The sequence below is a fragment of the Sphingomonas sp. SORGH_AS_0789 genome (assembly GCF_031453055.1).
Lineage (GTDB): Bacteria > Pseudomonadota > Alphaproteobacteria > Sphingomonadales > Sphingomonadaceae > Sphingomonas.
The window spans coordinates 3,196,664-3,217,010 of the sequence record NZ_JAVIYV010000001.1 but is presented as its reverse complement, the minus strand read 5'-3'; the positions used below and the strand labels follow the sequence as shown (position 1 = coordinate 3,217,010).

At 66.6% G+C, this 20,347-nt stretch carries 20 protein-coding genes; 8 read left to right on the top strand and 12 right to left on the bottom strand.

The window, feature by feature from the left end; genetic code table 11:
- Positions 1-75 precede the first annotated feature (75 nt).
- Genes dusB through hflX form a run of 7 tightly spaced genes read left to right on the top strand, consistent with a single transcriptional unit; the run spans position 76 to position 9,182 of the window.
- Complete coding sequence (gene dusB / locus QE360_RS14745) at positions 76-1,077, top strand: tRNA dihydrouridine synthase DusB (protein WP_309702670.1); 1,002 nt, start codon at positions 76-78, stop codon at positions 1,075-1,077.
- Complete coding sequence (locus tag QE360_RS14740; RefSeq protein WP_309702668.1) at positions 1,061-2,128, top strand: ATP-binding protein; 1,068 nt, start codon at positions 1,061-1,063, stop codon at positions 2,126-2,128. Before dusB ends, QE360_RS14740 begins: the two co-directional genes overlap by 17 nt.
- Positions 2,125-3,576, top strand: coding sequence for a nitrogen regulation protein NR(I) (gene ntrC, locus QE360_RS14735; RefSeq protein ID WP_309695455.1), 1,452 nt, complete (start codon positions 2,125-2,127; stop codon positions 3,574-3,576). The genes QE360_RS14740 and ntrC overlap by 4 nt, the downstream gene beginning before the upstream one ends.
- Positions 3,577-3,628: 52 nt before the next feature.
- Complete coding sequence (locus QE360_RS14730) at positions 3,629-5,875, top strand: ATP-binding protein (RefSeq protein ID WP_309695456.1); 2,247 nt, start codon at positions 3,629-3,631, stop codon at positions 5,873-5,875.
- A 7-nt stretch (positions 5,876-5,882) separates the two neighbouring features.
- Complete coding sequence (locus tag QE360_RS14725; RefSeq protein WP_309702667.1) at positions 5,883-7,259, top strand: sigma-54 dependent transcriptional regulator; 1,377 nt, start codon at positions 5,883-5,885, stop codon at positions 7,257-7,259.
- Between the two features lie 31 nt (positions 7,260-7,290).
- Positions 7,291-7,893 (top strand): RNA chaperone Hfq, encoded by a 603-nt coding sequence (hfq, locus tag QE360_RS14720; RefSeq protein WP_309702665.1) that lies wholly within the window; start codon positions 7,291-7,293, stop codon positions 7,891-7,893.
- Positions 7,890-9,182 (top strand): GTPase HflX, encoded by a 1,293-nt coding sequence (gene hflX / locus QE360_RS14715; protein WP_309702663.1) that lies wholly within the window; start codon positions 7,890-7,892, stop codon positions 9,180-9,182. Before hfq ends, hflX begins: the two co-directional genes overlap by 4 nt.
- On the opposite strand, the gene mazG is transcribed toward hflX, so the two are convergent.
- From mazG to radA, 10 genes are all read right to left on the bottom strand, one after another.
- Positions 9,163-9,906, bottom strand: coding sequence for a nucleoside triphosphate pyrophosphohydrolase (gene mazG, locus QE360_RS14710; RefSeq protein WP_309702661.1), 744 nt, complete (start codon positions 9,904-9,906; stop codon positions 9,163-9,165). The genes hflX and mazG overlap by 20 nt on opposite strands.
- Before the next feature lie 40 nt (positions 9,907-9,946).
- On the bottom strand, positions 9,947-10,522 hold the full coding sequence (locus QE360_RS14705) for a TIGR02281 family clan AA aspartic protease (protein ID WP_309702659.1): 576 nt from the start codon (positions 10,520-10,522) through the stop codon (positions 9,947-9,949).
- Positions 10,519-11,283 carry an MBL fold metallo-hydrolase gene (locus tag QE360_RS14700; protein WP_309702657.1) on the bottom strand — a complete coding sequence of 255 codons (765 nt, stop codon included), beginning with the start codon at positions 11,281-11,283 and terminating at the stop codon, positions 10,519-10,521. The genes QE360_RS14705 and QE360_RS14700 overlap by 4 nt, the downstream gene beginning before the upstream one ends.
- A complete protein-coding gene (locus tag QE360_RS14695; RefSeq protein WP_309702654.1) occupies positions 11,280-12,053 on the bottom strand; it encodes a TatD family hydrolase in 774 nt (257 codons plus the stop codon). The genes QE360_RS14700 and QE360_RS14695 overlap by 4 nt, the downstream gene beginning before the upstream one ends.
- Positions 12,053-13,609, bottom strand: coding sequence for a methionine--tRNA ligase (gene metG / locus QE360_RS14690; protein ID WP_309702651.1), 1,557 nt, complete (start codon positions 13,607-13,609; stop codon positions 12,053-12,055). Before metG ends, QE360_RS14695 begins: the two co-directional genes overlap by 1 nt.
- Before the next feature lie 45 nt (positions 13,610-13,654).
- A complete protein-coding gene (locus QE360_RS14685) occupies positions 13,655-13,984 on the bottom strand; it encodes a DUF423 domain-containing protein (RefSeq protein WP_309702649.1) in 330 nt (109 codons plus the stop codon).
- A 2-nt stretch (positions 13,985-13,986) separates the two neighbouring features.
- Complete coding sequence (locus tag QE360_RS14680) at positions 13,987-15,735, bottom strand: cation:proton antiporter (protein WP_309702647.1); 1,749 nt, start codon at positions 15,733-15,735, stop codon at positions 13,987-13,989.
- On the bottom strand, positions 15,735-16,166 hold the full coding sequence (locus tag QE360_RS14675) for an iron-sulfur cluster assembly scaffold protein (protein WP_307098807.1): 432 nt from the start codon (positions 16,164-16,166) through the stop codon (positions 15,735-15,737). Before QE360_RS14675 ends, QE360_RS14680 begins: the two co-directional genes overlap by 1 nt.
- A complete protein-coding gene (locus QE360_RS14670; protein WP_307098809.1) occupies positions 16,163-16,717 on the bottom strand; it encodes a CvpA family protein in 555 nt (184 codons plus the stop codon). The genes QE360_RS14675 and QE360_RS14670 overlap by 4 nt, the downstream gene beginning before the upstream one ends.
- Before the next feature lie 98 nt (positions 16,718-16,815).
- Positions 16,816-18,189, bottom strand: coding sequence for a DNA repair protein RadA (gene radA, locus QE360_RS14665; protein ID WP_307104521.1), 1,374 nt, complete (start codon positions 18,187-18,189; stop codon positions 16,816-16,818).
- Between the two features lie 97 nt (positions 18,190-18,286).
- On the opposite strand from radA, the gene QE360_RS14660 reads away from it, so the two are divergent.
- Positions 18,287-19,432, top strand: a complete 1,146-nt coding sequence (locus tag QE360_RS14660) for a glycosyltransferase family 1 protein (RefSeq protein ID WP_309702644.1) — start codon at positions 18,287-18,289, stop codon at positions 19,430-19,432.
- 3 nt (positions 19,433-19,435) lie between these two features.
- Here QE360_RS14660 and QE360_RS14655 read toward each other — a convergent pair whose 3' ends face one another.
- On the bottom strand, positions 19,436-19,726 hold the full coding sequence (locus QE360_RS14655; RefSeq protein ID WP_309702642.1) for a DUF2218 domain-containing protein: 291 nt from the start codon (positions 19,724-19,726) through the stop codon (positions 19,436-19,438).
- A complete protein-coding gene (locus QE360_RS14650; RefSeq protein ID WP_309702640.1) occupies positions 19,723-20,337 on the bottom strand; it encodes a PadR family transcriptional regulator in 615 nt (204 codons plus the stop codon). The genes QE360_RS14655 and QE360_RS14650 overlap by 4 nt, the downstream gene beginning before the upstream one ends.
- Positions 20,338-20,347 lie beyond the last annotated feature (10 nt).

Genomic DNA, 20,347 nt, shown 5'->3' with positions numbered 1-20,347 from the left:
CTTTTGCATGCCCCCGCCAATCTTGCCTTCCTGACCATCTTGGGATAGGGCGTTGCTTATTTTTCAGGCAGTTTGATGCGTAACCTCGCCCCCATTCAGGTCGGTCCCGTCACGATCGACAGCCCCGTCGTCCTCGCCCCCATGACCGGCGTGACCGATATGCCGTTCCGCACGCTCGTCCGCCGCTACGGCTCGGGGCTGAACGTCACCGAGATGATCGCCAGCCAGGCCGCGATCCGGGAGACGCGTCAGTCGATCCAGAAGGCCGCCTGGCACCCCCTCGAAGAGCCGGTGTCGATGCAGCTGGTCGGCTGCACCCCGCTGGAGATGGGAGAGGCCGCCAAGCTCAATGCCGATCGCGGCGCGGCGATCATCGACATCAATATGGGCTGTCCGGTGCGCAAGGTCGTCAACGGCGATGCGGGCTCGGCGCTGATGCGCGACCTGAAGCTGGCCTCCGCGATCATCGAGGCGACGGTGAAGGCGGTCGACGTGCCCGTCACGCTGAAGATGCGGATGGGCTGGTGCCATGACAGCCTGAATGCGCCCGAACTCGCGCGTATCGCCGAGGATATCGGCGTGAAGATGATCACGGTCCATGGCCGCACCCGCAACCAGATGTACAAGGGCAGCGCCGACTGGGCGTTCATCCGCAACGTCAGGGACGCGGTCGACATCCCGGTGATCGCCAATGGCGACATCTGTTCGATCGACGATGCCGATGCGGCGCTGGACCAGTCGGGTGCGGACGGCATCATGATCGGGCGCGGTGCCTATGGCCGTCCCTGGCTGCTGGGCCAGGTGATGCACTGGTTCGCCACCGGCGAGCGTCGGGCCGATCCGCCGCTAGACGAGCAATATCGTGCGGTTACCGAACATTATGACGCGATGCTCGAGCATTATGGCACCGAGACAGGCGTCAACATGGCCCGCAAGCATATCGGCTGGTACACGCGCGGGCTGCATGGCTCGGCCGATTTCCGCAACAAGGTGAACCAGGAGGCGAGCGCCGACCGGGTCAAGGCGATGCTGTACGACTTCTACATGCCGCAGATCGAGCTTGCCGCCGCTGCCTGAGCCGACCCGCCATGGCCGACCGGGTTTCGCCGCACTGTTCGGGGCGCTGCCCGTGGCCGTGGTGGTGGTCGATCCCGACAATCGCATCGCCCATGCCAATGGCTTGGCCGAGCAGATGCTCAACCTGTCCGAACGGGTGATGGTCGGACAGCCGGTCGAGGCGATCCTGCCCCCGCCGGACGCGCCGCGCAGCCGCGATGGCCATGGCTTTGCCGTGTACGATACCGAGATCGCGATGCCGCGCGGCCCCAAGATCCGGGTCGATTTCGTCGAGGCGCAGATTCCCGACCATCCCGGCTGGCGCGCCATCACGCTGCACAGCGCCGGTCCTTCCCGACGGCTGGGCCATGCGTCGGAGCGCGGCGCGGGTGCGCGTGCGGCGGTCGGGGCGGCGGCGATGCTCGCGCACGAGATCAAGAACCCGCTGTCGGGGATACGCGGCGCCGCGCAGCTGCTGAACGGCGGGGAGTTGACCACCCTGATCACCACCGAGGTCGATCGCATCGCCGCGCTGATCGACCGGATGCAGGATTTCAGCGATACCCGGCCTTTGCCGCTGGTGCCGGAGAATATCTATCCGCTGCTCGCCCATGCACGCAGCGTCGCGCTGGCCGGGTTCGCCAGGGGCATCCAGATCGAGGAACGATTCGATCCCTCGCTACCCCCCGCCCGCATCAACCGAGACGCCCTTCTCCAGATCGTCATCAACCTGCTGAAGAACGCGCGGGAGGCCGTCCGCTCGGTGCGCAACCCGCGGATCATCCTGACCACCGCCTATCGACACGGCATGTCGGTCAGCATTGGCGAGGGGCAATCGCGCCTGCCGCTGCCGATCGAGATCTGCGTGATCGACAATGGTCCCGGTGCCCCGTCCGATATTGCCGACCATCTGTTCGACCCGTTCGTGTCGGGGCGTCGCGAGGGGCAGGGGCTGGGGCTGGCGCTGGTCGACAAGCTGGTCCGCGACATGAGCGGGATCGTCCAATATGCCAGAGAGGGTTCACCGGAAATGACCGTGCTGCGTCTGTTGCTGCCAAGGGCACGGGCATGAGCCATGTCCTGGTCGTCGATGACGACGCCGCGATCCGGACCGTCGTCGGCCAGGCGCTTCGCCGCGCCGGGCATGAAGTGACGGCGGTCGAGACGCTGGCCCGACTCGATCGCGTGCTGACCGGCGGTGCCCCCGACGTGCTGGTGACCGATGTGATCCTGCCCGATGGGGACGGGATCGATCATATCCGCAGCGTCGCGGCACGCTTTCCGGCCCTGCCGATCATCATCCTGTCCGCGCAGAACACCCTGACCACCGCCGTGCGCGCGGCCGAGGTCGGCGCCTATGAATATCTGCCCAAGCCCTTCGATCTCGATGCGCTGACCAATGCGGTGGCGGGCGCGCTGGCGCGCGGCGGCGTGCTGGTCGAGGACGGGCTGGGCGAGGACGACCGCGCGCTGCCGCTGATCGGGCGGTCGCAGGCGATGCAGAGCGTGTATCGGATCATCGCGCGGGTCGTCGCCACCGACCTCACCGTCCTGATCTCCGGCGAGTCGGGCACGGGCAAGGAGCTGGTCGCGCGCGCCATCCATGACCTCGGCCCGCGCCGCCAGGCCCCCTTCGTCGCGATCAACATGGCGGCGATCCCGCGCGAGCTGATCGAGGCGGAGCTGTTCGGCCATGAACGCGGTGCCTTTACCGGCGCGGCACAGCGCAATGCCGGTCGCTTCGAGCAGGCGGCGGGCGGCACGCTGTTCCTGGACGAGATCGGCGACATGCCGATGGAGGCGCAGACCCGGCTGCTCCGCGTGCTGCAATCGGGCGAGTTCACCACGGTCGGCGGTGCACGGACGATCCGCACCGATGTCCGGATCGTGGCCGCCACCAATCGCGATCTCAGCCAGCAGGTGACCTCGGGCCAGTTCCGCGAGGATCTGTTCTACCGGCTCAACGTCGTGCCGATCACCCTGCCGTCCCTGCGGGAGCGGCGACAGGATATTCCCTTGCTCGCCCGGCATTTCCTGGAGAATGCGGCGGCTCAGGGGCTGCCCCGGCGCAAGGTCGATGCCCATGCCCTTGACGTGCTGGTCGCCCATGACTGGCCGGGCAATGTCCGCGAGCTGGAAAATCTGATGCGGCGGCTGGCCGTGCTGGCGCGCGACGAGGTCATCGATGCCGAGGCGGTGCGTGGAATGCTGGGCGAGGCGCCGCCGACCTTGGCCGCTGGCGGCGCGCCGTCGGACGGCGATCTGGCGGCGGCCGTCCGCACCTATCTGGCCCGGCTTGCTTCGGAACGCCCGGCGGCATTGGACGACGGCACGCTTTATGATCGCGTCATCAGCGAGGTCGAGCGCCCGCTGATCGAGGCGATGCTGGCGCGCCATGGCGGCAACCAGCTTCGCACCGCTCGGGCGATGGGGATCAATCGCAATACCTTGCGCAAGCGGCTCGACACCCTTCGAATTGCCGTGGGAAGCGAGGACGAGGGGCTCGACCCGGCCGCGTGATTTTTTGGAATTGTGGCTTGCAGGACACGCTCGACGTTGTACGATTGCAACGATGTTGGCGTTCCTGAAGCCTGCTGGTCCTGCCGAAACGCCGCGATCCCGCTTCGCGGTGACCCCGGCGGTCGAGCTTGCAGTGATCGTCGGCGCAGTTGCGATCGCGATCGGGACCTATTGGTTCATCGCCCGACAGCATGATGCGCAGGGACTGATCGCACCGCCGGTCATTGCGGGCCTGCTCGCGCTTAACCTGGTGCCGGGCATCCTGCTGCTGATGCTGCTCGGGCGACGCGTGGCGATGCGCCGGGCGGCGGAATCGGCCGTTGGCGGGGGCGGGCGGCTGCACGTCCGGCTGGTCGCGATCTTCTCGTTGACCGCCAGCGTTCCGATCCTGCTGACCGTCGTCACCGCGTCGATGATGTTCCAGTCTTCGGCCGAATTCTGGATTTCCGATCGCGCCCGGAAAGCGTTCGGCGACGCGATGGATATCGCGCGCCAGTCGCAGCAGCAGATCATCAACCGCTGGATCCTCGCCGGGCGCGCCATGTCGAAGGATCTGGGGCGCAACTTGCCCTTGCTTCGCGAAAATCCGCGCGATTTCCACAATTACATGGCGCAGCAGACGATCGTGCGCGACCTGGAGGAGGCGGTCCTATTCTCCTATGACCCCAAACAGGGGTTCAAATTCTACGATTTCTTCAACCAGCCCTCAGACGCCAGCTTCCGCAATCTGGTGACGCCCGACGTGATCGGGCAGGCGGGGCGTTCGGACCAGCCGGTCGGCGGTGCCAACGAACAGCGCGTCTGGGTCGTCACGCCCTTGCCCGACAGCGGCAACGTCATGCTCTATGTCGGCACCAGCGTGAACGCGGCCTTTCTCAGTCAGCAGCATTTCGCGGCCGAGGATGTGGTCGATGGCTATCGCGCGCTGCAAGGCCGGGCGCGGTCGTTGCAACTGAAGTTCAACCTGGCGCTGCTCGCCGTCGCATTGCTGATCGTGGGGATCGCGGTGTGGATCGCGCTGGCGGTGGCCGACCGGCTGGTCCGGCCGGTCGGCGAGCTGGTCGATGCCGCACGCCGGATCGCGGGCGGCGACCTGACCGCGCGCGTGCCCGATCCCCGGACCCGTGACGAGGTCGGTACGCTGGCCAATGCCTTCAACCAGATGACCGGCCAGCTCGAGCAGCAGAACACCGAACTGGTGACCGCCAATGCGCAGCTGCACAATCGCCGCGCGTTGATCGAGGCGGTGATGGCGGGCGTGTCGGCAGGCGTCGTCGCGGTCGGGCGCGATCGGCAGGTGCGGATCGCCAACAACTCCGCCGACCTGCTGCTGGGTGCGGACCAGGGCGGCCTGGTGGGGCGCAAGCTCGGCGATGTCGCGCCCGAACTGGACGAGCTGCTCGACCAGGGCCGGCGCGAGGCGACGGTACAGGTGGCCTTGCACGGCGACATGCGGACGCTGGCGGTGCGGATCGCGCAGACCGCGGACGGCCCCATCCTGACCTTCGACGACATCACCCAGCAGCTCCTCGACCAGCGCCGCGCCGCCTGGTCCGACGTCGCGCGCCGGATCGCGCACGAGATCAAGAACCCGCTGACCCCGATCCAGCTCGCCGCCGAGCGGCTCCAGCGCCGCTATGGCAAGGTGATCGATCCGGAGGACCAGACCTTCGGCCGCCTGACCGAGACGATCGTCCGCCAGGTCGGCGACCTGCGCCGCATGGTCGACGAATTCTCGTCCTTCGCGCGAATGCCCAAGCCGGTTTTCCGCGAAGAGGCCATTGCCGACATCTGCGCGCAGGCGATGTTCCTGCACGAAGTGGCGCATCCCGACGTGACGTTCGAGATCGTGCAGGACGATCCCGCCCCGACGCTCGTCTGCGATCGTCGCCAGATGAGTCAGGCGCTGACCAACATCGTCAAGAATGCGGTCGAAGCCATCGAGGGCAGGCCGGAAGGGGCCAAGGGCGGCAAGGTGGTGATGACCGTCGGCCAGCAGGCGAGCATGGTCACGATCACCGTCGCCGATAACGGCGTCGGCCTGCCGCCCGAGCGCGATCGCATCATCGAGCCCTATATGACGACCCGCGCGCGGGGCACCGGCCTCGGCCTGGCGATCGTCAACAAGATCATCGAGGAGCATGCCGGCACGATCGGCTTTTCCGACAATCCGACCGGCGGCACCATCGTTTCGATGATGTTCGACGCCGGAGCCCTCGCCGCACTGGATCAGGGGGGCGCCGAACCCGAACTGGCTGGGGAGGGCCAGCTCACCGCTTTGACTCGTACCCGGACGTAAAGACACCATGGCTTTGGACATTCTCGTCGTCGATGACGAACTTGATATCCGCGAACTGGTCGCGGGCGTGCTGGAGGACGAGGGCTATGACGCCCGCGTCGCCGCCGACAGCGATTCCGCGCTGGAGGCGATGGCGGTGCGGCGGCCTTCGCTGGTCCTGCTCGACGTGTGGCTCCAGGGATCGAAGCTCGACGGGCTGGAGTTGCTCGACGAGATCAAGCGGCGCGATCCGTCGATCCCGGTGCTCGTGATCTCCGGCCACGGCAATCTCGACACCGCCGTCGCCGCGATCCGCAAGGGGGCTGCGGACTTCATCGAAAAGCCGTTCGAGGCCGAACGCCTGCTGCTGATGGTCGGTCGCGCGACCGAGACCGAGCGGCTGCGGCGCGAGAACGCCTCGCTGCGCGCCAGTGTCGGGCGCGAGAACGACCTGACCGGATCGTCCAGCGCGATCAACGGCATCCGCGCCACCCTGAAGCGCGTCGCCGCGACCGGCAGCCGGGTGCTGATCATGGGCGCGGCGGGCGTCGGCAAGGAGGTCGCCGCGCGGCTCCTCCATGGCTGGAGCAACCGCGTCGACGCGCCCTTCGTCGTGGTCAGCGCCGCCCGGATGACGCCCGAGCGGGTCGAGGAGGAGCTGTTCGGGGTGGAGGAGGGGGGTGACCTCGTCCGCACTGGCCTTCTCGAACAGGCGCATGGCGGCACACTGTTTCTCGACGAGATCGCCGACATGCCGATCGCGACCCAGGCGCGCATCCTGCGTGTCCTGACCGATCAGAGCTTCACGCGCGTCGGCGGTACGCGCGTCGTCAAGGTCGATGTCCGCGTCGTATCCGCCACTGCGCGCGATCTGACCCAGGAAATCGCCGAGGGACGTTTTCGCGAAGACCTCTACTACCGTCTCAACGTGGTGCCGGTGACGATCCCCTCGCTGGCGGAGCGGCGTGAGGATATTCCTCCGCTGGTCGAGCATTTCATGGCGCATTACGCGTCCGAGAGGCGCGTACGCACGCCCGAGATCGCACCCGATGCAATGGTCGCCATGCAATCCTATGATTGGCCGGGCAATGTCCGCCAGCTGCGCAACGTCGTCGAACGCACCATCATCCTGGCACCGGGCGATCGGCTTGCTAGGATCGACCTCGACCTGCTGCCCGCCGAAGTGCTGGGCGAGGGGGGCGATATGGGGGGCGGGGGCGCCACCGCCATCATGGGGGCACCGCTCCGCGAGGCGAGGGAAAGCTTCGAGCGCGAATATCTGCGCGTCCAGATCCGGCGCTTCTCGGGCAATATATCGCGCACCGCCAGCTTCATCGGAATGGAGCGCTCGGCGCTTCATCGCAAGCTGAAGCTGCTCGGGATCAGCGAGACGCGCGAGGATTGATCGGTGCCGGGTGTCCGCCCCCTCTGGACGAATGCCCGGCGAGACCATAGATAATCGGGGCGTCCGGCGCACGGGCGCGGTTCCGACGCCGGGAAACGGCGCAATTCGCGGGCACGGACCCGCCAAGAACAAGGGCTTCCCCATGGCCGACAAAGCGGGTTCGCTTCAGGACCTCTTCCTTAATGCACTGCGCCGCTCCAAGGCGCCGGTCACCATGTTCCTCGTCAAGGGCGTCAAGCTGCAGGGCATTGTGACGTGGTTTGACAATTTCTCGGTGCTGCTGCGTCGCGATGGTCAGTCGCAGCTGATCTACAAGCATGCCATCTCCACCATCATGCCCTCGGGCCCGCTGGACGTGGCCGCCATCGTCGACGGCGTGACCGAACAGCAGCGTAAGAACCCGCTTTTGCAGGAGATTTTCCTGAACGCGGTGCGCAAGTCCGAAGACCCCGTCACCATGTTCCTGATCAACGGCGTGATGCTGCAGGGGCAGATCGCGGGCTTCGACCTGTTCTGCATGCTGCTCCAGCGTGAGGGCATGGCGCAGCTCGTCTACAAGCATGCGGTTTCCACCATTCAGCCCGCACGGCCGCTGAACCTGGCGGAAGAGCAGGCGGGATCGGCCGAGGATTGAGCACCGGTTTCGATCGCGATCGCGGCGAATTCGCGCGGGGTGCCCGGACCGTCATCGTCCTGCCCGACCAGGGCGATGCCGCCCGTGACGCCGATGCGCGCCTGGACGAAACCGCCGGGCTCGCCATGGCAATCGGCTTGGACGTGGTCGAACGGATCGCACTGCGCGTCCGGGCACCGAAACCCGCTACCCTGATCGGCAGTGGTCAGGTCGAGCAGGTCGCGCAGCAGGTCCGCATGGAGGACGCGCAGCTTGTCGTGTTCGACGGCGCCCTGACGCCCGTGCAGCAGCGCAACCTCGAAACCGCGCTGGCGGCGAAGGTCATCGACCGCACCGGCCTGATCCTCGAAATCTTCGGGGAACGGGCCGCGACCGCCGAAGGGCGGTTGCAGGTCGAGCTCGCCCATCTGGACTATCAGGCGGGGCGGCTAGTTCGCAGCTGGACCCATTTGGAGCGTCAGCGCGGCGGCTTCGGCTTTCTCGGTGGCCCCGGTGAGACGCAGATCGAAGCCGATCGGCGGATGATCCGTGATCGCATGGCCCGGTTGCGGCGCGAACTCGATCAGGTCAGCCGGACGCGCGGTCTCCACCGCGACCGACGCCAGCGCGCGCCCTGGCCGGTGATCGCGCTGGTCGGGTACACCAATGCCGGGAAATCAACGCTTTTCAATCGACTGACGGGCGCTCATGTCATGGCGAAGGATCTACTCTTCGCCACGCTGGATCCGACCTTGCGCCAGATCCAGCTGCCCGGCATCGACAAGGCGATCCTGTCCGACACGGTGGGTTTCGTGTCCGATCTGCCGACTCAGCTGGTGGCCGCATTCAAGGCGACGCTGGAGGAAGTGGTGTCGGCCGACCTGCTAATCCATGTCCGCGACATCGCGCATCCCGATACCGAAGCGCAGCGCGCCGATGTCGAGGCGGTGCTGACCGAGATCGGCGTCGATCCCGAAACGCCCCGGTTCGAGGCGTGGAACAAGGTCGATCTGGTCGAGGGTGATCTGTGCGAAGACCTGCTGACCGAGGCCGCGCGGCGGCCGAATATCGTCGCCTTGTCGGCGATGACGGGCGAGGGGGTCGATGACCTGATCGAGCAGGTCGCGGCGGCTCTGACCTCCGGCCACCGCCGCTACCGCGTCACGCTGGACGCGGGCGACGGGGCGGGGGCCGCCTGGCTGCACGCGCATGGCGAGGTGCTGGATCAGACGATCGAGGACGACGAAGCCGTGTACGACGTGCGGTTGTCAGAGGCGGATTACGACCGCTTTACCCGCCGCGTTCCTTGACGCTCTGCCACAGGGCTTCCTTGCCTTTGAGGTCGAGTGCAGCGAAATCATCGCCTGCCTCGGCCTCCATGGCACGGAAGCGGCGCTCGAACTTGCGGTTGCCGGCGCGAAGGGCGGCTTCGGGATCGACGCCATGGTGGCGCGCCCAGTTGACGACGGCGAACAACAGGTCGCCAAATTCCTCTTCCAGCGTGTCGGGCGTGGCTTCGGCAATTTCCTGAAGTTCTTCGTCGATCTTGGCGCGCGGACCCTCGGCATCGGGCCAGTCGAAGCCGACCCGCGCCGCACGATTCTGCAATTTCTCGGCGCGCATCAGGGCCGGAAGGCCTAGCGCCACGCCGTCCAGTGTTCCCTCGGCGGCCCTGGAGCGGCGTTCCTCCGCCTTGATCTGCTCCCACAGGTAATGGCCGCCCGAGGCCGCGTCGCCGAAGATATGGGGATGACGCCGCTCCATCTTGTCGCTGATCGCGGCCACGACATCGTCAAAGGTAAAATGCCCCTGATCCTGCGCAATCTGCGCATGAAACACGACTTGGAGCAGTAGGTCGCCCAGTTCGTCCTTGAGCTCGGCCATGTCGCCACGGGCGATCGCATCGGCGACTTCATGCGCTTCCTCGATCGTGTAGGGAGCAATGCTTTCAAAACTCTGCGCCACGTCCCATTCGCAACCGGACTGGGGATCACGCAGGCGTTTCATGATGGTCAGCAGCCGTTCGACAGCCATATATCCTCGCGTATGATAATATGTATTATGTAAAAATTGGTCAGTCTTGCGGGTTGAGTACCAAGGTCCCCCTGTCGACTTTCCACCCCTTCAAGCGCCGCAGGACGTTCATGCCGATCACGTCCTGATCGCCAAAGGCTGGCGAAACGACTGCACCGACATCGTCCAGCGCAATCGCCCCGATCTCCAGCTCCCGGATCGTCGCATGGTCAGCGGTGATCGTGCCATTGGCGGTATCGATCATGCGCGGAAACGGGCTTTCCGCCAGGTCGAGCCCCGCCGCCTTGGCGGTCGCGACCGATAGCGCCGTCGTCGTCGCGCCGCTGTCGACAAGCATGCGGCGCGGAACGCCGTTGATGCGCGCCATGACCCAGAAATGACCATCCTCGGCCACGGCAACATGCGCCGAGCCTTGTGGTGCCGCAGCGCCCGGCCAGAGGGCGGCCAAACGGTCGCGCTGCGCCAAGATCAGAAAGCCTATGCTGAAAATGGCGATCCAGGCCAGAGCCATTTGCAAGGTTCGGCGCAGCGGAATGCGCCGCGCGGCCAAGGCACTGAGCGCGAAAAGCAGGATCAGGCCAAAATAGACGAGGTCCGCGGCCCGATCGGCGGTCACGGGATCAGGTCCATGCCGTCATAGGCGGGCACCACCCCGTCGGGCAGTTCCCGGCGCAAGGTCGCATAGTCCATCGACTGATCCATATGGATCAGCACGCTCTGCCTCGGCCGCAGCATCGCGATCCAGTCCAGTACCGATGGCAGGTCGGCATGGGCGGGATGCGGATGGCGGCGCAGCGCATCGACGATCCAGATATCCAGATCGCGGTAAAGCGCGGCCATCTCCGGCGTCAGTTCATGGAAATCCGTGGCATAGCCGATGCTCTTGCCATCGCATTCGAACCGAAAACCCGCCGAACGGGTCCGCCCGTGCGGCTGATCCACGGTGCGGATATGAATGTCGCCGATCGTTAGGCTGTCGCCCAATTCGGTCATGGTCGCGGTCGGCGGATAGCCGGTCTTGCCGTGAAAGACATAGCCGAAACGGTTTTCGAGCGATGCGGCGGTAGCTGGCCGGGCATAGCCGCTCACCGGCTCGCCCAGGGCATGGAAGATTTGCCGCAGGTCATCGATACCGTGGCAATGATCGGCATGATCGTGGGTCCATAGGACTGCATCGACCGTGGCGACATGCGCGGCCAGCAACTGCTCGCGCATGTCGGGGCCGGTATCGATCAGGATACGGGTATCGCCATGCTCGACCAGCGCGGCCATACGCATCCGCCGGTTGCGCGGCTCGGTCGGATCGCATGCGCCCCAGTCGTTGCCGATCCGGGGCACGCCCGACGATGTACCGCACCCCAGGATGCGTAGCTTCATGCCCGCGTCTTCGAAAACAGACGATGAAAATTCTCGGCGGTGGCGCGGGTCAGATCCTCGAAGGACTCCCCGCGCAGATCGGCCAGGAATTGCGCGGTGTCGGCGACGAAGGACGGCTCCCCCGTCTTGCCCCGATGCGGCACCGGCGCCAGGAAGGGCGCGTCCGTCTCGATCAGCAGACGATCGAGCGGCAACCGCGCGGCTGTCTGTTGCAGATCCTTGGCATTCTTGAAAGTCACGATGCCCGAGATCGAGATATAAAAACCTAATGCCAATGCCTTGTCGGCAAAATCTCCACTCGCCGTGAAGCAGTGGATCACACCGGGATAGGCCCCCTTCCCCATCTCGTCGGCCAGGATTTCGGCGGTGTCGTTCTCCGCTTCGCGAGTATGGACGACGAGCGGCAGGCCGGTTTCGCGACAGGCCGTGATATGCGCGCGAAAGCTCGCCTGCTGCCGGGCGCGGTCGCTATGGTCGTAGAAATAGTCCAGCCCGCTTTCGCCGATGCCGACGACGCGCGGATGCGCCGCCCGCTCGATCAGCTTGGCGGTATCGATATGGGGGTGCGCATCGGCCTCGTGCGGATGGATGCCGACCGTCGCCCAGACGTCGGGCTCGCGCTCGGCAGTGGCGATGACGGCATCCCATTCATTCTCACGCGTGGAGATGTTGAGCATCGCGGTCACGCCGCGATCGCGTGCGCGCGCCAGCACCGCCTGATCCTCCGCCGGCCCCTTATAATTGAGGTGGCAATGGCTGTCGGCAAGCATCAGGCGTCCGCCTCGGCCGGGATTTCCAGTCGTGGAAAGGCCGGGGACGGCGGCGACAGCGGCACGCCATTGGCGGCACGGCGGGCATACCACCCGTCATCATCGATCGCGGCATGATCGCGCTCGTCCGCGCCCAGCGTATCGAGCACCAGCCCCGCCCCGCGCGGCGTGACGGGCAGGATGGCGATCGCCAGCATCCGGATCGCGCGGACCAGCGTGCCCAGCACGGCGTGCATCCGCTCCGGATCGGTCTTGCGCAACGACCAGGGCGCCTGCACGTCGATATACTGGTTGCAGGCATAGACGCCGCGCATCCACGCCTCAATCCCCTGGCTAAGCGCCAGATCATCGAACGCGGTCTTCAGCGCGGCGCAGGCGACGACCACCTCTTCGAGCAAGACGGCATCGGCCGGATCGCTCCGCCCCGCCTCGGGCAAGGCGCCGCCCAAATTCTTGGCGATGAACGACAGGGTGCGTTGCGCCAGATTGCCGAAGCTGTTGGCCAGTTCCGCGTTGACGCGGGTCACAATCGCCTCGGCCGAATAGGAACCGTCCTGCCCGAAGCTGACCTCGCGCAGGAAGAAATACCGCAGCGCGTCGACGCCGAAGGCATCGGCGAGGCCCATCGGATCGACCACATTGCCGACCGACTTCGACATCTTCTCGCCCCGGTGGAGCAGGAAACCATGGCCGAACACCGATTGCGGCAGCGGCAGGTCCGCCGACATCAGGAAGGCGGGCCAATAGACGGTGTGGAACCGCACGATGTCCTTGCCGATCAGGTGCAGATTGGCGGGCCAGAAACGCGCCAGCTCGCTGTCCTTGTCGGGATAGCCGGTGCCAGTCAGGTAATTAGTCAGCGCGTCGACCCAGACATACATGACGTGGCCGGGGCTGTCGGGCACCGGCACCCCCCAGTCGAAGCTGGTGCGCGAAACCGACAGGTCGGAAAGCCCGCCCTCGACGAAGCGCATCACCTCGTTCCGGCGGCTTTCGGGGCGGATGAAATCGGGATTGTCGCGATACAGGTCGAGCAGCGGCTGCTGATATTTGGACAGGCGGAAGAACCAGGTCTCCTCCGCCGTCCATTCGACCGGCGTGCCCTGGGGCGACAGCTTGATGCCGTCGTCGCCGACGGTCAGTTCGCTCTCGTCGTAAAAGGCCTCGTCGCGAACCGAATACCAGCCTTCGTAGCGATCGAGATACAGATCGCCCTTGTCCTGCATCGCCTTCCAGATCGCCTGGCTCGCGGCATAGTGATCGGCGTCGACGGTGCGGATGAACCGGTCATAGGAAATGTCAAGACGATCCGCCATGACATGGAAATGACTGGACATTTCATCGGCGAACTCTCGCGTTGAAATGCCGCGCGCACGCGCCGCCTGTGCCATTTTCAGGCCATGCTCGTCGGTGCCCGTCTGGAACAGCACGTCCCGCCCCGCCTGACGCTGAAAGCGGGCGATGACGTCGGCGGCGACCATCTCATAGGCATGGCCGATATGCGGACGGCCATTGGGATAGTGGATCGCGGTGGTGATATAGAATGGATCGGCCATGGCTGGTCCCTAGAACATCGCCTCGCGCAGGTGAAGCCGCCGCGTTCAGCCGCGCAGGGTCCAGGCGAACCAGAGCCATCCGACGATCAGGACCGTTCCCCCGATCGGCGTGATCGCCCCCAGCCAGCGCGGCGCGCCGAAGGCCATGGCATAAAGCGTACCGGCAAAGATCGCCGCCCCGATCATGAAAGCCCATGCCACCCCGCGCGCCTCGAAGCGCAAGGCGACCAGGGCGGCGACGGCATGGATCAGTTGATATTGGCCGCCGGTGCGCAGCCACTCGACGGCCGCGCCCTCGGCCCGGTGTGCGCCGAAGGCCCCCGCCGCAATCGCGATCGCGCCCGACAACGCCGCCAATATCGCCACCAATCCCATGGTCAGCCCTTCCGTTCGTCCTGCGTGATGATCCGGTCGTTCGCCGCGCGCAGATCGCCCGCCTCGGCCTGAGCGGCGAGCCGTTCCTTGTCGCGCGCGCGGTACATCGCTTCCACCCGTTCGATCTCCGCCTCGCCGACATCGAGACTGCCCAGCGCCAGCCGCGCCATCTTGACCGCCGACTCCAGCACCTCGCGGACCACATAGGCGGCCGGGCCGCCCTTCAGCCGCAGCACCGCCCGCCGATCATAGGCGCGCACGAACAGTGCCGCATTCGGGAAGGCGGCATGGACGCTTTCCAACAGATCGAGCGTGATCTGGTCGTCGTCGAGGCAGAACAGGATCAGTTCGGCCTCTGCCGCGCCCGCCTGGCGCAACAGGTCCAGCCGGGTGCCGTCGCCATAATAGACCTTGGCGCCGAACGAGGCGGCGATGTCGATCATCTCGATATCGCGGTCGATCAGCGTGACGGGAATGTCGCTGGCGATCAGCATCTGCGCGACCGTCTGGCCAAAGCGCCCATAACCGACGATCAGGGCGTTGGCACCGTCGGTCACCGGCCCCTGGCGCTCGCCGCCCCGGGTGATGACCGGTTCCTCGCGAATGCTGCGCGTCGCGCGCATCAGGAACGGCGTGGTCGCCATCGACAGGGTAATGATCGCGCCGAACAGGCTCGCCGCCTCGGGCGCGATCAGATAGCCCTGCTGGGCCTGGGCGAACAGCACGAAGCCGAACTCGCCGCCCTGGCTCATCAGCAGGCCCAGCGCGAGCGCGGAGCGCCAGTTCATCCGGAACGCCAGCCCGATCAGCGCGATGACCCCGGTCTTGGTCGCGATCAGCGCCAGCGCCATCACCGCGACGAACACGGGCCGCTGGGCGATGGCGGGCAGATCGAGCATCATGCCGACCGCCAGAAAGAACAGGCCGAGCAGGATCGAGCGGAAGGGCTCGACATCGGCCTCCAGTTCGTGCCGGTACGGGCTGTCGGCCAGCATCACGCCCGCGATAAAGGCGCCCAGCGCGGTCGACAGGCCCAGTAGTTCCATCACGGCCGCACTGGCGACGACGGTAAAGAGGCCCGCAAAGACGAACATCTCGCGCTCGCCCATATTGCCGATCAGGCGGAAGAGCGGGCGCAGCAGGAAGCGCCCCGCCACGATCAGCCCGATGATCGCGCCGACCGTTTCAAGCGCGAGGATCCAGCCCGGCGGCCCGGCATGATCCGCGGGATTGCGCGACATGGCCGCGACGATGGTGATCAGCGGGACGATCGACAGATCCTGGAACAACAGGATCGAGAAGGCCCGCTCGCCAAAGGGTGTCCGCAACCGCCCCGAGGACTGGAGCATCGGCAGCACCTGCGCGGTCGAGGACAAGGCGAGCGGCAGGCCCAGCGCCAGCGCCGCCTCCAGCGAGAAATGCGCGAGCAGGACGATACCGCTGATCGCCAGGCCGCAGGCGGCGACCTGGAGCAGCCCCAGTCCGAAAATCTCGTGCTTCATCCGCCACAACCGGGCGGGGTTGAGCTCCAGCCCGACGATGAACAGGAGAAGCGTGATGCCGATCTCGGCAATGCCCAGCTTCGACTCGGCGTCGCCGACCAGCCCCAGCACATGCGGTCCGACGACCGCGCCCGCGACCAGATAACCCAGCGTCGCGCCGAGCCCCAGTCGGCGGAAGATCAGAACGAAAGCGAGACCGAAGCCGAACAGGATCGCGCCGTCACGGATCAGCGAGACCTCGCCATGCATCAGCGCCGCGCTCCCGCTTCCTGCGCGGCCTCGGCGGCGGCCTCGAAGGCCAGCCGGATCGAGGGGTGGCGCGCGGTATAGGGCAAGGCCGGGGCAAAGACGTCGAGCCCCGGCCAGTCGGGCGCATCCCCCTGCCCGCTGGCCAGCCAGTCGGTCAGGCGATCGCGGGCGGCCGCCAGTTCGGACGGGGTGCGCCCCACGACATGGCCTGCCAGCAATGCCGAGGATGCCTGACCCAGCGCACAGGCACGGACCAGCATCCCCACCTCGCTCACCCGCCCGTCCTCGTCCAGATTGACGTCGACGGTCACCCGGCTGCCGCAAATGGGCGAGCGGCGCTCGACGCTGGCCATCGGGTCGGCCAGGCGGCGGTCATGCGGGATGGCGGTGGTCAGCCGCAGGATCTCGGCATTGTAGAGGGGGGCGGTCATGACGGCGTCTCGCTGTTTGAGGCGGCGGGCGGGGTGGGCGCGCCGAAGACGGGAAGCCCGCGACGGCGGCGATCGACGAAATCGGCGATCCCGGCGCTGGTGGCGTTGAGTAGCTTGTAGGTCCGGCTCTTGACCATCCAGTCGGGGCGCCGGGCGGGACCGCCGCTGACCGTATCGACCATCAGCGCGACGACCAGGAAGACGAGGCTGGCCAGGATCAGCCCCTTGAGCGCGCCGAAGCCGAAGCCCAGCGCCCGGTCGACCGGCCCCAGCACCGAGGTCCGCGTACGCTGTCCGATCGCCCGTGCGACCAGCCGCCCGCCAAGATAGGTGACGCCGACGATCAGGGCGAAGGCCAGCACGGCCGCGCCCGACACGGTGCCGACCACGCCGGTCAGGGTCTGGGCCAGCGGAATATGGAACAGCTTCAACGCGGCGACCATCGCGACCCAGGCGAACAGCGCCAGCACCTCGGTCACGAAGCCGCGCAGGAAACCCTGGATCGCCGCGCCGAACACCGCGATCAGGACAAGAATATCAAGGGCCGTCAACGCCTGGTGTCCAACTCTTCAACCCATCCGTCATGCGCCCGGCGGGAATGCCTTGTCCGCCCGGCTGGCGGGGACAGGCAGGGCGGCACCTCCCCTCGCTACCCCCGGCCCAGCATATGGTCAACGAACTCGGCCAAGGTTCGAAAGCCGGTCATCGCCAATCCGCCCTCGTCCCCGGCCATCGTACGTGGGAGCATGGCCTTTTCGAAGCCAAGCTTGCCCGCCTCCTTCAACCGCAGCGGGCCGTGCGCGACCGAACGGATTTCGCCCGACAGCGCGATTTCGCCGAACACGATCGCGGTCGAGGGCACCGGCCGTTCCGACAGCGCCGAAATGAGCGCGGCGGCGACCGCCAGGTCGGCGGCGGGGTCCTGCACGCGGTATCCCCCGGCGATGTTGAGATAGACCTCAGCCGAGGAAAAGCTCAGCCCGCACCGCGCCTCCAGCACCGCCAGGATCATCGCCAGCCGCCCGGAGTCCCATCCCACGACCGCCCGGCGCGGCGTCGCGCCCGAGGCCAGGCGGACTGTCAAGGCCTGGATCTCGACCAGCACGGGCCGCGTCCCTTCCAGGGCGGGGAAGACGGTCGCGCCGGTCATCCCCTCCTCGCGGTTGGTCAGGAACAGCGAGGACGGATTGCCGACCTCGGCCAGCCCCTCGGTCTGCATGGAAAAGACGCCGATCTCGTCGGTGCCGCCGAAGCGGTTCTTGATCGCGCGCAGGATGCGATATTGGTGGCTCCGCTCGCCCTCGAAGGCCAGCACGGTGTCGACCATATGTTCGAGCACGCGCGGACCCGCGATCGATCCGTCCTTGGTGACATGCCCGACAAGCACGACGGCGGTGCCGCGCTCCTTGGCGAAGCGGATCAGTTCCTGACCCGAGGCGCGGACCTGGCTGACCGTGCCCGGCGCGCCTTCGATCAGGTCGGAATGCATGGTCTGGATCGAGTCGATGATAAGGAGCGCGGGCGGCGTGCCGATCGACAGGGTGGTCAGGATGTCGCGTACCGAGGTCGCCGCCGCGAGCCGGACGGGCGCCTGCCCCAGCCCCAGCCGCCGCGCCCGCAGCCGGACCTGATCCGCCGCTTCCTCGCCCGAGACATAGGCGACCGGTCGCCCCGCCATCGCCAGCTTCGCCGCCGCCTGAAGCAGCAGCGTCGACTTGCCGATCCCCGGATCGCCGCCGATCAGCGTAGCCGACCCCTCGACGAAGCCGCCGCCGAGCGCCCGGTCGAGTTCGGCGATACCGGTCGCCATCCGGTCGGGCAGCGGAATATCGGCGTCCAGCCCGACGAGCTGGATCGCCCGTCCGCCGCCCTGCAAATTATGCTTGGCGGCAAAGGGGGTCATCTGAACCGGCGCTTCCTCCAGCATGGTGTTCCATTCGGAACAGTCGGGGCATTGCCCCTGCCAGCGGGAAGATACCGATCCGCAGGATTGGCAGACATAACGCTTCTGGATCTTGGCCATGACGCCCATGTAGCGTCGGCGGAACGTAAATGGAACAGAGCGCAGCATGTGCACGGGAGTGGTCATCCGGGCGTCACCCGGCTATGGGCAGGATTCCATGACCCCAGATCAGTTTCGTGTCGCCCTGTTCAGCGGCAACTATAATTACACGCGCGATGGCGCGAACCAGAGCCTGAACCTGCTCGTCGGCCATCTGCTCGCGCGCGGAGTCGCGGTGCGCGTCTATTCGCCGACCTCCTCGACCCCGGCCTTTCCGCCGGTGGGCGATCTGGTCGACGTGCCGTCGATCCCGATGCCGCTGCGTGCCGACTATAAGCTGGCGCGTGGCCTGCCCGCCAGCGTGCGCGCCGATCTGGAGGCGTTCGCGCCCAATATCGTCCATGTCTCCGCCCCCGAATTTCTGGGTCATGCGGCGGTGCGCTGGGCACGGGACAAGGGGGTCGCCTCGCTCGCATCGGTGCACACCCGGTTCGAGACCTATCCGGCCTATTACGGCCTCGGCTTTCTGGAACCGGCAATCATCCGGTTGCTCACCCGCTTCTACAACAAATTCGACCGCATCGTCGCCCCCAGCCCCAGCATGATTGCCCTGCTGCGCGGCTGGGGCGTGACGCCGCCGATGAGCATCTGGTCGCGCGGGATCGATCACGACCGTTTCCGCCCTTCGCGCCGCAGCCTGGAATGGCGGCGTTCGCTAGGTATAAGCGACGACGAGGTGGCGATCGGCTTCCTCGGTCGACTGGTCAAGGAAAAGGGCCTCGACGTCTTTGCCGAGGCGCTTGCCGCGTTGCGCCGCCGGGGCGTGCCGCACAAGGTGCTGGTCGTGGGCAAGGGCCCCGCGCAGGACTGGTTCGCCAAGGCGACGCCCGATGCGATCTTCGCAGGCTATCAGACCGGAGACGATCTGGGCCGGGCCGTCGCGTCGATGGACATCTTCTTCAACCCCAGCGTGACCGAGACCTTCGGCAACGTCACGACCGAGGCGATGGCGGCGGGCGTGCCCGTGGTGGCGGCCAATGCCACCGGGGCGATGGACCTGGTGGTCGAGGGCGAGACCGGCCATCTGGTCGGCGCGCGCGACATCACCGGCTATGCCGACGCGCTGGAGCGGATCGCCACCGATCCCGACCTGCGCCGCCGGTACAGCGAGGCGGGCCAGGCCCGCGTTGCCGATTACCGGTGGGACAAGGTGAACGAGGCGGTGATCGACGCCTATCGCCTGCTTTTCGCCGAGCGGGCCTGACGCTCAGCCGTCGCGCCAGTCGAAGGTCAGCGGCGCCTCGCGAAAGGCGAAACGATCGAGATGGCTCGACACCACCTCGCGCATCCGGGCCGTGTCGCCGTCTTCGGGCACGTGCAGCACGATGTCGAGCGTCTCGCTGGCCGCGCGCATCTCCAGCCGCGAGCCGTTGGGAAAGGTGATGGTGCCCTCTTCCGGGGTGAAGACCACTTCCATCTTGTGGCTCCAATGCTTGGCGAGCTGCTGGAGATAGCGGCTGGCCGACAGGGTCGGTACGCCGGTGACGGAGATGGTCATTTCAGTCGCTCCACTTTCTGGGCCAGTTCGTCGATCATGGCGGTCACTTGGTGCAGCATGTCCTGCGAAACGTCACCGCGCCCGAACCGCTCGCCCAACGCGACGCGCAGATTGCCCATCGCCCGCCGGATCGGTGCCGAATCGACCCGCTCGCGATGTTCGCCGAGCGCGCTCAGTCGGGCGATCAGCGCCTCGACCTGTTCGGCATGTTCGGCAAGATGCGCAAGCCCCGTATCGGTGGCGGCGAAGCGCTTCTTGGCACCCTGGGACTGTTGTTCCTCGATGAAGCCCATTTCGTCGAGCAGCGTGATCGTCGGATAGATGACGCCCGGACTGGGGGCATAGGCGCCGCCGGTCAGCGCCTCGATCGCGCGGATCAGATCATAGCCGTGGCGCGGTTCGTCGGCGATCAGTCGCAGGAGGACCAGGCGGAGTTCGCTGCCGTCAAACATGCGCGGACGACGCCCGCCGCCGGGACGCTCGCCCCCCATGAACCAGTCGCCGCCGCGCGGCCCCCGGAACATGCCTTCCCGATCGGGCGGCCCGAAATGCCATCGGCCGCGCGAGTGGCAATCGCCATGCTCGCCCCTGTGATGATGATGGTGTCGCATAAGTCTTCCT